Source organism: Scytonema sp. NUACC21 (assembly GCF_054684315.1).
This window is the reverse complement of record NZ_BAAFZH010000062.1, coordinates 44884-58784: the sequence shown is the minus strand read 5'-3', so window position 1 is coordinate 58784 and position 13901 is coordinate 44884. Positions and strand designations below refer to the sequence as shown.

Here is a 13901-nt window from a genome sequence, read left to right as displayed (position 1 = left end):
GTTGTACAGACGCTTTAAATAGCGCGTCTGTACATTGATTGTTTTTTTCATGAACTAGCTAACCTGTGAAGGAGTATTCAAATAATGGACAGCTCTATCATTTCCCAAGAATTACATCATCCCTCTCACGAGCATACTCACGACGAAGAAGGCAACAAAATGTTTGGTTTTGTTGTGTTTTTAATATCGGAAACCTTCATTTTTCTCAGTTTTTTTGCGGGATATATTATCTATAAAACAACTGCTACTAACTGGTTGCCTGCTGGTGTTTCAGGTCTAGAAATAAAAGACCCTGCAATTAATACAGCAGTTCTTGTTTCCAGTAGTTTTGTGATTTACTTGGCAGAACGCGCTCTTTTACGCCATGACTTGCAGAAATTTCGCCTGTTTCTTTTGCTCACGATCGCAATGGGAACTTATTTTCTTGTTGGACAGGCGATCGAATGGCACAACCTCTCCTTTGGCTTTACTTCTGGCGTCTTTGGTGGAATGTTCTACCTGCTAACTGGCTTTCACGGTTTGCACGTTTTGACCGGCGTCCTGTTGCAGTTAATAGTCCTTGGTCGTTCTTTCATTCCAGGTAACTATGACTCAGGTCACTTTGGTGTCAATGCAACCTCACTGTTCTGGCACTTTGTCGATGTCATCTGGATTATTTTGTTTGTTCTTATCTATATCTGGCAGTAGAAAAAGCCCCATTTGTTTTTCAGTGATATTGTTGTGCTTGCTTGCGGTGCTGTAAACTCAGCAGCATTGTTGTTGCTTTCAGCAAATAGCCTGCACCCCACTGGGCTTGCTAATAGTTCTGCAGTGAGTCCTGCCTTGACAATCATTGCTAATGCCCTGCAAGTTGGGGATCGCTTGATTGAACGATTGGGATAATGGTGAGGCGTTATCATTCCCAAAGCCCTCTTTTGGGAATGAACCGCAGTTATCCGAAGTTTTTTGCTACGATGAGGTTCATTGCTAGAATATATATACAGCACCTAAATTTTTCACATATCAAGAATTCCCGAAGTGACAGCTATAACATGGCTGATTCTCATTCCTTCAATGCTCCTCAATCTATACCAAATGGTATGCTAACAAAGTTCGTGTGAATTCTCTATGGCTTAAACCTCTAGGTATTGTACCCAAGGTTGATGCATGATAAAACAAAATTTGAGCATCCTATAAACAAGATCGAATTAAATGCTTTTGAGTGAAACAAAGATGGTTAGACAGCATAGTCGGCACGCAATGTTACGTGAAAACACAATCATCGCAGCAAAGAACTTTCTAGTGGAGATGGAAAATGGTGCCAAGCTGGAACAATTGGAGTTTATTGCCAGCGCTGCAGGTGACATTGCTCTCTTTTGGCATTTGATTGGCAATCCTGATGAAATTCCCTTATACGAGTTACAGGGGTAGTAATGCCTAATTCTCATTCTCAATGTCAAAGTTCATCTTCCGATCGCTTTTTTAGGCTGATTAACTTTTAAAATTTAACAAATAACTTTTCAGGTTTCATATCAAAATAAACTTGACATTGTTCAATTGGTGGGCAGTGCCCACCCTACGATCGAGATAAGCTTTTTGGGCTTTGATTTTTGCAATAAGGTGATGGTGCAAGATATGAGTTCTAGAAATCATCTCTTAATTTAGAGAAATGGTATTAATTTCCACAATCTGCGAAGAACAAGAAAATGAGAGAAGCTCTATCTCAAAAGATTCAAAATGACTTTAACTGCATTGCGTTACTTGAGCAACCCACCTGGGATCATAACAATCACTATCATACTTTCCTACTGAAGCAACTGCCATCACGTTGTGAAAATGTCCTTGAAATTGGGTGCGGTACTGGTGCATTTTCTCGTCTCCTGGCTCAACGTTTTGATAGAGTTCTGGCTATTGATCTATCCCCTAAAATGATAGAGGTGGCTAAGTCAGAATCTGAAGGTCACCAAAATATCGATTTTCAGGTGGCTGATGTTTTGCAGTGGGAGTTCCCTATCCATCGCTTGGATGCTATTGTATCAATTGCAACGTTTCACCATGTGCCAGTTGAAAGCTTACTACCTAAATTGAAAAGTGCTTTGAGACCCGGCGGTAAACTCATCGTTCTAGACTTAGTAGAAAATGAGAATTTACAGGATAGCCTGAGCGATGCGATAGCAGTACCTGTAAACTGGATATTTCAAGTATTCAAAAATCAACGCATCAAACCAACACCAGAACAAGTCAAAGCTTGGAGAGAACATATCTCCACAGACAAATATCTGACTTATCAGCAGGCAAAAAAACTCTACACCGAGTTACTTACAGGTGCAAAATTGAGGAAACACTTGTTGTGGCGATATTCAGTAGTATGGGAAAAAGTGTAGCGATTGGGTAAGAGCTGTGTCAGTATAGGAACACAACAAATGTTAAACTGCGCCCAGAGCAAGTACACCCATTACATAGCAACGGCACATAGTGACCTATCTCTACATTGACCGTTGCGTCAGGGTGTTTGATGCGAAGCAATAAAGAAATGCTAACTGGGCGAAGCAAAGCCAAAGGTCACATAACCAAACTGCGTAGCGATGCAACTACAAACCATAACGCTACAAACTAGTGAAACTGTATTCAAGCTCCGGTTTGTTTGTTATTGGACTGGTAGCGGTGACGACGCCGACGTTGATTGCGTAAAGCTTCGGCTTTGCGTCTCCGTTTTTCGATAGGTGTTTCAAAGTGTCTCTTTTTCCGTAAATCCGGCAAAATACCTGCTTTGGAAACTTGTCGCTTAAATCGACGTAGGGCGGAATCGATTCCTTCTGCTTCTCCCAAAATGACTTGAGTCATTCGCTCTCCTATACCATATCTCTGTGTTCATACTCTATTCTATGGCGATCCATTTCATTTAGTTCGCCGGACATTGAACAGGGCTGGCATTGAGTTTCCCCATCAGCCCCGATCTCGAACCCAAATCTGTTATTGCTTAATAACGGTTCCGGAAATTATTCCGGTTTCCACCAAAGGAACCTTTGTTTTCACGGGGTCTAGCTTTATTGACTTTAAGGTCTCGACCCATCCATTCAGCACCATCTAAACCCTGGATGGCTGCTGCTTCCTCTGCGTCAGATGACATTTCTACAAACCCAAAGCCGCGTCGCCGACCGGTCTCACGATCGGTAGGAATCTGCACATCTTTGACTGTTCCATATTCTGCAAACACCTCTTTTAAATCGTCTGGTGTGACTTCGTAGGAAAGGTTGCCTACATAGATTGACATTGATTGTCTCCAAAATCATTGAGTTGTAGAGAGCAATATTTCGGAGACAAGGCTGTAAAAATCAAAAAGGCAAAGCCTGTCAATTCTAATAACACACATTGCAACCGAAATGACACTCAAGTACTAGCTTAACACAAACTAATACTTACAAGAGTCAAATTGATTGCAAACGATAAAGAATTTGAGCCTACTTTACCCTCAAGGGGTTTAGAGTAGCCCCAAACTCTTTTGTCTGTGTAAGTTCGGAAAAATTGGGAGATTCCATTTCCATAAACCTGTAGAATAGCAACAGTCAAACAAAATCAGCTAAAAACAATAGCTTCTATGGAATGGAAAGACTACCAGTTTTCGTTCCTGTTATATTACCATTTGAGACATGAAACACAGTGCATACTGATTTCCGAGTTATGCGTTCAGAATCACCGCACAGAACAATTATCATCGCATATGGAAAGCGAATGAGTCAAGCTTACCCATTACTGACCAAAGCGAATACTTTATAACTAATTTATATTTTACACCACCCGTGCAAGGAACAGCCAAGAAATTTCATCTTTATAAGAAAAAATCTGCCACCTCCTCGCTCTACTAGAATGAGCTTATGGTTATCTGAGGTAAAGACTTATAAATAAACGTTTACAAAGTTTAGTAGAATAACATCATTCACAAATAAGTATTTATTCTTATTGTCATGATGGCGGATCGATTCCCCTGGCTTACGGCGATTATCCTGTTGCCTCTCGTTGCTTCCCTACTTATCCCCGTGTTGCCTGATAAAGATGGCAAGCGCGTGCGGTGGTATGCCTTAGGCGTAGGAATCGCGGACTTTGTCTTAATGTGCTATGCCTTTTGGAAGCATTACGATGCAAGCAGTGCCACTTTTCAACTTGTAGAGAAGTATGCCTGGGTGCCTCAGTTAGGTCTAAACTGGGCAGTTTCAGTTGACGGTCTGTCCGTCCCACTTGTGCTTTTAGCAGGACTAGTGACGACGCTTTCGATTTTTGGAGCTTGGCAAGTCGATCGCAAGCCCCGCCTCTTTTACTTCCTGATGCTTGTGCTGTATTCTGCACAAATAGGGGTATTTGTCGCACAAGACTTGTTATTGCTGTTCATTATGTGGGAACTGGAACTGGTTCCAGTTTATCTGCTTGTCTCTATTTGGGGTGGGAACAAGCGTCGTTATGCAGCTACAAAATTCTTACTGTATACCGCAGCAGCATCCATCTTCATTTTAGTTGCGGCACTGGCAATGGGGCTCTATGGCGGCACCATGACCTTTGATATCGTCGAGCTTGCTCTGAAGGATTATCCACTGGCTCTAGAACTACCCCTTTACGCGGGATTGCTCATTGCCTTTGGGGTCAAGCTAGCTGTTTTCCCCATGCACACCTGGCTACCTGACGCCCACGGTGAAGCTTCTGCCCCAGTGTCAATGATTTTAGCTGGTGTACTGCTAAAAATGGGCGGTTATGGGCTGATTCGCCTGAATTTAGAACTTCTCTCCGATGCACATATTTACTTTGCACCAATTCTAGCTATTCTAGGCGTGGTCAACATTATCTACGGTGCGTTGAACTCCTTTGCCCAGTCCAACATGAAACGTCGTTTGGCGTATTCGTCGGTTTCCCACATGGGGTTTGTACTGCTAGGTATTGCCTCCTTCACGGATTCAGGAGTCAGCGGCGCGATGCTGCAGATGATTTCACACGGTTTGATTGCAGCGGTCCTCTTCTTTCTAGCAGGTGTGACCTACGATCGCACCCACACAATGTCAATGGAAGATATGGGCGGTATTGGTCAAGCGATGCCCAAAGTGTTTGCTCTATTTACCGCAAGTGCAATGGCATCACTGGCTCTTCCCGGTATGAGTGGCTTTGCCAGCGAACTCATGGTTTTCGTTGGTGTCACAACTAGCGACATCTATAGTTCGACTTTCCGCACCGTAACAGTCTTCTTAGCGGCTGTCGGAGTCATCCTCACACCGATTTATCTGCTTTCCATGCTGCGACAGGTCTTTTATGGTTCTGGTTTAGCACCTGCGTGCGACCTAAACAATGCCAACCTGCAGAATCAGCAAGATGATGAAGTGGTTTGTTTTGGTACAAATTGCGTTCTGCCCGCTCAAGCAGAATATAGAGATGCTAGACCTCGCGAACTGTTTATCGCTGCCAGTTTTTTACTACTGATTATCGGCATCGGTTTCTATCCCAAGCTGGCTACACAGTTGTACGATGTGAAGACTGTTGCAGTAAATACTCAGATTCGCCAATCCTATACCCAAATCTCGCAAGCGAACCCCCAAATTTATAGCAAGGGATTTTTGTTTCCTGAAATCGCAGAATCTGAAGTTGCATCTGTTTCGGGAATCACCAAGTAACCAGGTCGGTACAAATACAGTTAACTGATTTTGGTGGTTCTTTGTCATTCGTCATTCGTCATTCGTCATTTGTAATTACTATATAGCGGTTTTCATGTGCGTGAGGTACACCCAATTGTCAAAACCTCACTGTCTCCCAAACCGCTATATTTAGCTGTTATTGGTCATATCAAGTCCGGTTAATTAGTTATGATTAAACAATCTGTACAAAAACCAGAAAACTCGCTCCCCCTCTCCCTCTCCTATTCTAAGCCGTATTTTTCTAGCTCTAATTCTTGTACAACTGGTCCCAAGTGAATAAACTCGTGGTCGATCGCACACAAGTTAAACTTAAAACCTGGTGCTTCCTTTGGCAAACATTCCTCTGTAGTTGCCGCGCCACCGGGAACAGAACGCTTTTCCAGTAGCAATACGCTGTAACCCGCTTTCAGCAAATAAGCAGCACATACTAACCCATTGTGTCCTGCTCCAATAATTACAACATCATACGCTTGCATAGTTCATTGTCGGCAACTAGATTTACTCTCGATATTAGAAAACTATTAACAAAATTTCATCAATCGTGGGTTATAAAAATTAACCTTTAGGAATATTTTTGGTATTATTACTTTTGCTAAAGGTTAATAATTAACACTTTTTCAATTGAGCAGTAGTCCTTCCTATCATACTGAAGGTATTTGCTTTACGTAAGCGTCTACCAAAAGTACTAATTTGCCCTCTTGTAACTCCATATTTCTGACACGTAAAATCGTATCCTCAAACTCAAAATAAGGTAAATTAATCAGTTCTTTTACCTCCTCCATTAAGGCAACAACTATATCCAGTGCAATCCCTTCTCCCTCTGTGCAGTTGAAATTTTCTAACATGACAGGTTTATCCTGAGTTCGTGGAGAAGCCATTGCTGCAAAAGACACGGATTGAGTATTGCCCTCATCGCATAACTGTACTTTTCCATTCAATGTTATTTTGCCGCTTCCTGGTAAGTAAATTTGTATCTCTTCCGGCTTAAGACTAACAATTCTACCATCTACATTCAAATCAAAATTTTGTATTTTACTGCGAACATAGTTAGACCTCAAAGCATTGTTGATATCTGCTTCGTTCAGCACAATACGAGCAGTTGCATTAACTGGTTTGTTAAGTTCTACTTCACCAAAAAGAGCACTTAAAGGATTGATAGAAACACTATTTGTTTGCAGTAACATTTCCTGTATGCGGATGTTTCGCATCACCAATCCCCGACCTTTAACAGAAACCCGATTGGCTTCTCCCTGAAGGATTTTCAGCAAGTCGGTTTGCACGTCTACGTCTATTTTTTCAACACTATCTAGTTGCTGAGATATCGTTGTTTCAGCGACTTGTGACAGCATCTGTTCTTCTAACCGTTGTTCTTCTAACATGCGTTTTCCATCTCCCTACATCTTCTTATTGCTTAATCTAGACGTGGGAAGTTTGGGATGGTATCTGCATGAGGATATAGAATTGACAACAGATTTCATAGCATAATTTGACAGGCAAGGATGCCCGTCCCACAGGAGTATTTTCACAAATCAAATAGGATTGCTAGGGTGGATTTCTGAGCTATCCATTGCTTACAACCATCCGCACACCGCCTGAAGGAACAATCGTAATACCACGGCGTACTGGATGTACAGGACGCTTATCGGCAAGTGCTAGTTGAAAGCTTGACAGAATTGTCGCCAAGACTAATTTCATCTCATACATGGAAAATGCTGTGCCGATACATCCGCGATAACCTCCACCAAAAGGCAAATATTCATAAGGTGAAAACTTCTGGTTTAAAAACCTTTCTGGGAGAAATTTTTCGGGTTCCGGATAGGTTTCTGCACGTTGATGTGCTAAGTAAATGCAGGGAACTAAAACTGTCCCGTTGTTAAATGTATGCCCTACAATTTCTACTTTATCTTTTACCATTCGTGGCGTGCAGATTAAGGCAATGGGATGAACTCGCAGTGTCTCTTGGCAAACGGCGCTGAGATAAGGAAGTTGAGCAATTGCTTCAGGATTTGATGTGTTGCCCAAATCTTTTAATTCTTGCATCAACTTATGTTTTACCTGTGGGTGTGAGTGAATTAAATAAAATACCCACGCCAACACAGCTGCTGTTGTTTCATAACCTAAAAGCAGCAGTGATACTAATTGGTCGCGTAATTCTATATCTGTCATCTGTTGTCCGTTTTCATCACGGGCTAGCATTAACAGACTGAGAACATCTGTACGAGATAGCGGGGAAGCACTCTTTTCTAAGGTATCGGTTTCCAGACGTCGTTCGTAAATTTCTGCATAAATGAGTTTATCAATTTCTTCTAGTCGTCTCTTAAAATTTCCCCAAGGGCTCCACGCGCCTAAATCTTTTTGTAATGGTGGAAAGAAAAAGAATGTGGAATACCAAGGTTTAGTGATGTCTTCTAATAAGGAAGTCAGTTGTTTTCTTAACTTTTGATAACGTTCGCCAGGAGTTATACCAAATACGACTTGCAGTATGATTTGCAAAGTGATGTCCGGCATCACTTCTTGCACGGAAATTATTCTACCAGGCTTCCAATTTTCCGTGACTTCTTTTGTAATTTGGCAAATGGCTTCACCGTAAGCTTTCATGCGATCGCCATGAAAAGGTGGCATTAATAACTGCCGTTGTCGGTTGTGCGATCGCCCTTCTTGCAAGACTATGGATTTTGCACCAAACAAAGGTTGGAAAACATGAGTTGCCTTTTTAAAATCCAACTCTTGAGCTGGCAGTGCAAAGCATTCTGCGATCGCCTGGGGATGACTAAAAAACACTACGGGCGGCGAATTTATTCCTAATACCCGCACTGAAAACGGATCGCCATACTTAGCAGCACACTCCTCTAAAAATTTTACAGGATTAACTATCAACTGTAGCGTCTGTACTAATGGCAACATCATAACAAAACTTTATAAACGTCTTTGTTTTTGAAGGCTTTGGGTTTTGGCGGTTTATTATCTTTAAATTTTCCTCAAAATATTATATATTGGGCGGTGCCCACCCTACATATGAACAATAGGGAACGGTGGGCGGTGTTTACATATGAACAATAGGGAACGGTGGGCGGTGCCCACCTACTTATGAACAATAGGGAACGGTGGGCGGTGCCTACATATGAACAACAGGGATAAGTTTGGACTGAAGGGAGTAATAATTTAACTAGGGATAGATGCCAAAATTTGAGATTTGAGAGTCCGAGGATTTGTCACAACCATTTCAATAGGACGGTTGGGACCTGTCACCAAACCACGGCGTTTTGGTTTTATATCACCCTGAGTCACCAGTACCAAATCTAGCTGTGAAAGAATCTTTGCCAAGACGACTTTCATTTCAAACTGAGCAAATGCCGTACCAATGCAACGTCTAACACCACCCCCAAAGGGCAAATACTCGTATGGTGAAAATTGCCGCTCTAAAAAACGTTCTGGTCTAAATTGCTTGGGCTCGGGGTATAAATCCTGACGCTGGTGAGTGAGATAAATTGAGCCAAGCACTACTGTACCTGGTTCGAGTTCGTGACCGCACAGCGATACAGGTGTTCTTACCACCCTTGGAAAAGTCAGCATCCCAACTGGGTAAATCCGTAAGGTTTCAGAACAAACAGCGTTCAAATAAGGTAACTTCAATACACTGTTAGGATCTGAGTTATCCGCCAATGAATCAAGTTCCTCTAACAGCTTTTCCTTCACTGCTGGTAGTTTGTGAATCCAGTACATTGCCCAAGTTAAGGCTGTCGCTGTAGTTTCGTGACCTGCTGTTAACAAAGTCATCAACTCATCACGTAACTCCTCATCTGTCATTGGCTGACCTGCTTCATCTGTAGCCGCCATTAGCAGGCTAAGGATATCAGTACGTGATGGATCTGGGCGATGGCGTCGTTCCTGAATTTCGTCTTGCAACAGTTGGTGAACTCGTGCTTTGCGGCGGAGAAATCTTCCCCAAGGACTCTGGGAACCTAAATCTTTTTGTAGAGCAGGAAAATAAAGTTGGAGAACTCTTAAGGGAGTATTTTCACGTTCATCTAACAGTAACAACAAAACTTTTTCTAATTCTTTGGCGCGTGCTCCTTCATACAATCCAAACACTGCTTGCATAATCACTCGCAGAGTAATGGCTTGCATTCCATCTCTCACAGAAAATGGCTTGCCCACCTGCCATTGCTTGATGACTTCTTCAGTGACTTGGCTAATTGCTTGTCCGTAAATTTTCATTCTGTCACCGTGAAAGGGAGGCATTAACAATTGACGTTGCCGTCGGTGTGCCTCACCACTGAGAGTGATAACAGAATGCTTCCCAAGCATTGGTTCAAAAACAGTATTCCAGTCACTGGGGGCTTCAAACTCTTTCGTATCGCTGGTCAACATTTGTTGTAGCGCTTGGGGATTGCTTACTAAAACCACAGGTTGAATCAACTGCAATGTGAAAATATCCCCGTAACGCTTGGCATATGCTTCCATCTGCGACATAGGGCTGAGAATCCACTGAAGAATTTGGATAAGCCCTGGAGTTCGCGGAACATTTGGTAGTTTCATGGACTATTGTTATTGCCTTTACTTTTTTTGCCAATGAAACTAACTTTAAATAAACAATTTTTTTGGCGTTGAGCTTTCAGCTACCAATCTTGTCTTGACTTTATTTAAAAGTGTTCTCTTGTTACAATTTTTCAATTTAAAAAGAAATCCCTCTCTAACTCTCGATCTAAGAGAATGAAGAGACTAGAGAGGTTTATGTGTACTAGAAAAGTACAAATTGATATACATTAGGTAATACTAAGTGTAACTGTATTTGAATTACTACGAAATCCGTGTGTTTACTGATTATTTTTGATTTTTTAAGAAGATATTATGTTCGAGTGACGGCATTTTCATTAGTAAAATTTTGTTCTTTTCTCATATACAAACTAATACCGTTTCTGTGTTAAAACCCCCTCCTTATAAAGGGACTAAGTTGAATTTATCCCCCTTAATCCTCCTTATCAAGGGGGAAACCAGAAATTCAATTCCCAAACCTTTCTTAGGGCTACGGTGGTCGTGTACAAGTTGATTGGCCCTCCTTAATCTTCCCTTATCAAGGGGGGAAGATTGCACATCCAGTTCCCTCCCCTTTATAAGGGCAGGGCTAGACAGGGGTGTCGTTCAGTTGCATCTTGCCCATCTCATTAAAAAATCAGTGCTCTTACGTATTTAAGTGCAAACGTCTCTTGAGCTAAACTTAAATTTTTAGCAAACCTCCATCTAATTTAAGTAAATTCACTTATTTACGTAGTAGATTTTATATTAGTATGCAAAATATTACGAAAAGTTAAATTATGGCACATTGTTTAGTTCTTTAAATAGGATAAGGTGTCTTTTCCCAGTCTTGCTAGCCACACTGAATATGAGAAGGTTATCTGAAAAAACCAGCTTTTCCTATTTATATCTTGTAAGAGCTGCATAAACTGTGGGGAATTCTGCGTTAATTATATGACTAACACTACCTGTTTATGATTATTTTCTCTTGGAAAAAAGTATTAAATGTCACAGGGAAGTATTTCCGATCCCGGAATTGACTACAATGTTGAAGCATGAGGCTCTGAGTTATGAGGATTTAATTTATACGTTATTAAGATTTGCAGCTTTCATATTGTTTTTTCAATTTAATTCTGTTGAAAACAGCTTTGTTAAGTGAGGTTAATCAGAAAACGAAAAAAAAAGCACAATTAACAAAAAGAAAGACAATTACATTCCCTTAACCTAGTTACAATCTGGTCTCAACCTTTTGTTAGGATTTTCTCAGAGAGAATTTATAAGAGTGGCATAGACAACTAAGATGGCTCCAGTACTGCACGTAGGCAATGAAATGCTTACCATCACAGAAGTTTTGCCTTTGATGAGAGAGTATCAAATCATTCCTCTGTCAGTCAAGGAACTAGTGGTTAAACAGGTAACGAACACACAAAATAAATGTCAGGCAAAAAATATAAAGTTGGGCAGCGAAAAATTAGCATAACACAAGCAACTCTTTTCAGAGTAATATGTGTCAGTATCGGGTGCTACAAAGTAGTATAAGTTCTCATTTAAACTCTTAACGCTATTGAGTATGACTTATATAAAGAACACCACATTTCAAGAATTTCTTACAAAGATAGAAGGCTTTGACCAATTACCACAGGAGGTCATTGTCGCAATAGCACAACAAGTCCAAGCTTTGCGCTACCGCATAGGTCAGAAGATTGTTGGGAAAGAAAAAATTCCCGATCGCATTGCCATCCTCTATGAAGGAAAAGCTCGCCAGTTGGCATACGATCCCCGCACGCAAATGCCAAATACCTTAAAATTACTGGAAAAAGGGGCAATTTTAGGCGAGATTAGTCTATTACGTGAAGCCGCCTGCGAGACGGCGATCGCTTCCAATGAAGTTATTTGCTTAACAATAGAGGCGACAGAGTACCGAAAACTACTTGCCATGTACTCAGCTTTTGCTGAGGTAAGAAAAAATCGCTGTCATTTGGTTGAGATATTTGATGTGATAGGTGTCCAACCAGAGGTTCAAGCTTTAGGGGGTACGAGTATTAAAGAACTCGCTCTCAATGCTTACGGTAGTGCAAAGGTGCATTATCTCCCACCAGGAAAAACTCCATCCAATCAGCTAGATAGCGAAAAGGTTTGGTTTGTCAGTGGCGGTGGAACTCTCAAAAACTTCTCTCCCGGAACGCGATTAGACATCAGAGATGGGTTTAAGCTACTTGAAGTACAGGGAAGCCCAGCGCGTCTGATTGGTCTGCGCTCGGAGGATGTGTTCTTTTTAGATACCACGGAGGAAGAACCTCAAGTAGAGAGCAGCCAACTCGTAACAGATGCAGATGATGAGTTGGATATTCCATACGCAGCTAACGAAGAACTCCCACCACAACAACCCCCCAGCAAACAGCGGGCTTCAAGAACGAAAAAATACCCCTTTTTTGGTGGGAAGGGACAATTAAATAATGCGATCGCTTGTTTCCAAATGGTCTCGAAACATTTGGAAATGCCGTTTCGGAAAGATGTGATTCGGCGTGTCCTCTCCGACCAATTAAAACGTCAGGGGGTCATTTCATTTCAGCTTTGTGCTTACCTATCCGAGCTGATTGGGCTAAGGTCGCAACTTGTGGATGTCCCCACGGCTTCTGTAACTCGCATACCCACACCTGCGCTGATTCGCTATGAGGAAAGTTACGCTGTTGTCTACGAAATCAACGAAGCGATCGCTATTGTAGGTGTACCATCCAAGGGCATCCTGCGCTTGAAACCTTCCGAACTGATTGCCAAATTAGAGGTAGAGGAAAGCAGTTACCCGCCACAATTCAGGGTACTCTTACTTTCCGCCACCGCTGCAACACCCCAAGAACGCTTTGGTCTAAGTTGGTTCGTTCCCTATCTGTCACGCTACCGCCGAGTCCTGATAGAAGTCTTTTTAGCTTCCTTTTTTGTACAATTGGCAGCGCTGGCAAACCCGTTAGTCATTCAGTTAATTATTGATAAAGTCATCGCACAAAATAGTATTAGTACCTTGCACGTTTTAGGTGCTTTGCTGTTGATAGTCGGTTTGTTTGAAGCCGTGCTGGGTACATTGCGGACTTACCTGTTTGTCGATACCACAAACCGCATTGACATGGGTTTGGGATCGGAAATTATCGACCACATGCTGCGTCTACCCCTGCGGTATTTTGAACGCCGACCAGTTGGGGAACTTTCCACTCGCATCAACGAATTAGAAAATATCCGCCAATTTCTGACCGGTACAGCTTTGACAGTGGGGTTAGATGCGCTGTTCTCGGTGGTCTATATGTCCATGCCCAGGTAACGAGCAACTTCTTGGGAAAGTGGTACATTGGCAGAGCCAGAGAACAGCCGCAGGCGATTGTTTTCACTCACGCCTGTGGTAGTCGGCTGTACTTTTAAGGTTGTAGAACTGAGCACAGCAGCTCCTCGATGTGCATTCATGGCAATCCTATCATCAGAGATTTGAGAGATTTAACCGAATATAGCCGGAAAAAATATAAGTGGCCTTTTTTTGAAGCTTGCATAAAAACTTTCAACATACCTCCATGAAACTACATATCGCTCATTCTCCAGCCCTTCCATCTACAATCAATTGATAGCTTAACTGACATTAACTGTGTAAACCATACCCAGAGTTTAGTTTTTTATCTGGGTTAAAAAAAATTTTTTATAAATTAAATATAGATGCGCTTTAGGCGGCAATCTTGCGTATAATAACCTAAT

Annotated in this window: 11 protein-coding genes and 3 pseudogenes; 7 read left to right on the top strand and 7 right to left on the bottom strand. The window is 41.8% G+C overall.

Annotation, left to right across the window (positions count from 1 at the left end; all coding sequences use genetic code 11):
• Positions 1–84: 84 nt before the first annotated feature.
• The 4 genes from ACYRY3_RS10205 to ACYRY3_RS10190 all read left to right on the top strand — a co-directional run bounded on the left by ACYRY3_RS10205 (position 85) and on the right by ACYRY3_RS10190 (position 2363).
• On the top strand, positions 85–687 hold the full coding sequence (locus tag ACYRY3_RS10205; protein WP_460201561.1) for a cytochrome c oxidase subunit 3: 603 nt from the start codon (positions 85–87) through the stop codon (positions 685–687).
• Between the two features lie 12 nt (positions 688–699).
• On the top strand, positions 700–882 hold the full coding sequence (locus ACYRY3_RS10200) for a hypothetical protein (protein WP_460201587.1): 183 nt from the start codon (positions 700–702) through the stop codon (positions 880–882).
• A 330-nt stretch (positions 883–1212) separates the two neighbouring features.
• On the top strand, positions 1213–1410 hold the full coding sequence (locus ACYRY3_RS10195; RefSeq protein ID WP_460201560.1) for a hypothetical protein: 198 nt from the start codon (positions 1213–1215) through the stop codon (positions 1408–1410).
• A gap of 275 nt (positions 1411–1685) precedes the next feature.
• Positions 1686–2363 (top strand): class I SAM-dependent methyltransferase, encoded by a 678-nt coding sequence (locus ACYRY3_RS10190; RefSeq protein WP_460201559.1) that lies wholly within the window; start codon positions 1686–1688, stop codon positions 2361–2363.
• Between the two features lie 244 nt (positions 2364–2607).
• Here the strand turns inward: ACYRY3_RS10190 and rpsU are convergent, their stop codons facing one another.
• Together rpsU and ACYRY3_RS10180 are read right to left on the bottom strand one after the other, a co-directional pair.
• Positions 2608–2823 (bottom strand): 30S ribosomal protein S21, encoded by a 216-nt coding sequence (gene rpsU / locus ACYRY3_RS10185; protein WP_460201558.1) that lies wholly within the window; start codon positions 2821–2823, stop codon positions 2608–2610.
• A 136-nt stretch (positions 2824–2959) separates the two neighbouring features.
• Positions 2960–3253, bottom strand: coding sequence for an RNA recognition motif domain-containing protein (locus ACYRY3_RS10180; protein ID WP_460201557.1), 294 nt, complete (start codon positions 3251–3253; stop codon positions 2960–2962).
• Between the two features lie 691 nt (positions 3254–3944).
• Between ACYRY3_RS10180 and ACYRY3_RS10175 the strand changes: the two genes are divergently transcribed.
• Positions 3945–5630 (top strand): NAD(P)H-quinone oxidoreductase subunit 4, encoded by a 1686-nt coding sequence (locus tag ACYRY3_RS10175; protein ID WP_460201556.1) that lies wholly within the window; start codon positions 3945–3947, stop codon positions 5628–5630.
• Positions 5631–5875: 245 nt separating this feature from the next.
• Here the strand turns inward: ACYRY3_RS10175 and ACYRY3_RS10170 are convergent.
• From ACYRY3_RS10170 to ACYRY3_RS10155, 4 genes and pseudogenes are all read right to left on the bottom strand, one after another.
• A pseudogene (locus tag ACYRY3_RS10170) lies at positions 5876–6127 on the bottom strand (phytoene desaturase family protein); the annotation flags it as partial.
• A 165-nt stretch (positions 6128–6292) separates the two neighbouring features.
• Entirely contained in the window at positions 6293–7030 is a 738-nt protein-coding gene (locus ACYRY3_RS10165; RefSeq protein WP_460201555.1) for an LmeA family phospholipid-binding protein, read from the bottom strand.
• A gap of 181 nt (positions 7031–7211) precedes the next feature.
• Positions 7212–8558, bottom strand: a complete 1347-nt coding sequence (locus tag ACYRY3_RS10160) for a cytochrome P450 (protein ID WP_460201554.1) — start codon at positions 8556–8558, stop codon at positions 7212–7214.
• Between the two features lie 255 nt (positions 8559–8813).
• On the bottom strand, positions 8814–10190 hold the full coding sequence (locus ACYRY3_RS10155; protein WP_460201553.1) for a cytochrome P450: 1377 nt from the start codon (positions 10188–10190) through the stop codon (positions 8814–8816).
• Positions 10191–11466: 1276 nt separating this feature from the next.
• Between ACYRY3_RS10155 and ACYRY3_RS10150 the strand changes: the two genes are divergently transcribed.
• Positions 11467–11646 carry a hypothetical protein gene (locus ACYRY3_RS10150; RefSeq protein ID WP_460201552.1) on the top strand — a complete coding sequence of 60 codons (180 nt, stop codon included), beginning with the start codon at positions 11467–11469 and terminating at the stop codon, positions 11644–11646.
• Positions 11647–11736: 90 nt separating this feature from the next.
• Positions 11737–13464 (top strand): annotated as a pseudogene (locus ACYRY3_RS10145) (ABC transporter transmembrane domain-containing protein); the annotation flags it as partial.
• Here ACYRY3_RS10145 and ACYRY3_RS10140 read toward each other — a convergent pair.
• A pseudogene (locus ACYRY3_RS10140) lies at positions 13461–13619 on the bottom strand (phosphoribosylpyrophosphate synthetase); the annotation flags it as partial. The pseudogenes ACYRY3_RS10145 and ACYRY3_RS10140 sit on opposite strands and share 4 nt — an antisense overlap.
• Positions 13620–13901: the final 282 nt, after the last annotated feature.

What these genes read in the sequence shown, in the direction of transcription:
- ACYRY3_RS10165 (WP_460201555.1), bottom strand. Translation starts at nt 7,030, where the DNA reads ATGTTAGAAGAACAACGGTTAGAAGAACAGATGCTGTCACAAGTCGCT.
- ACYRY3_RS10150 (WP_460201552.1), top strand. Translation starts at nt 11,467, where the DNA reads ATGGCTCCAGTACTGCACGTAGGCAATGAAATGCTTACCATCACAGAA.
- ACYRY3_RS10205 (WP_460201561.1), top strand. Translation starts at nt 85, where the DNA reads ATGGACAGCTCTATCATTTCCCAAGAATTACATCATCCCTCTCACGAG.
- ACYRY3_RS10190 (WP_460201559.1), top strand. Translation starts at nt 1,686, where the DNA reads ATGAGAGAAGCTCTATCTCAAAAGATTCAAAATGACTTTAACTGCATT.
- ACYRY3_RS10160 (WP_460201554.1), bottom strand. Translation starts at nt 8,558, where the DNA reads ATGATGTTGCCATTAGTACAGACGCTACAGTTGATAGTTAATCCTGTA.
- ACYRY3_RS10195 (WP_460201560.1), top strand. Translation starts at nt 1,213, where the DNA reads ATGGTTAGACAGCATAGTCGGCACGCAATGTTACGTGAAAACACAATC.
- ACYRY3_RS10175 (WP_460201556.1), top strand. Translation starts at nt 3,945, where the DNA reads ATGATGGCGGATCGATTCCCCTGGCTTACGGCGATTATCCTGTTGCCT.
- rpsU (WP_460201558.1), bottom strand. Translation starts at nt 2,823, where the DNA reads ATGACTCAAGTCATTTTGGGAGAAGCAGAAGGAATCGATTCCGCCCTA.
- ACYRY3_RS10180 (WP_460201557.1), bottom strand. Translation starts at nt 3,253, where the DNA reads ATGTCAATCTATGTAGGCAACCTTTCCTACGAAGTCACACCAGACGAT.
- ACYRY3_RS10155 (WP_460201553.1), bottom strand. Translation starts at nt 10,190, where the DNA reads ATGAAACTACCAAATGTTCCGCGAACTCCAGGGCTTATCCAAATTCTT.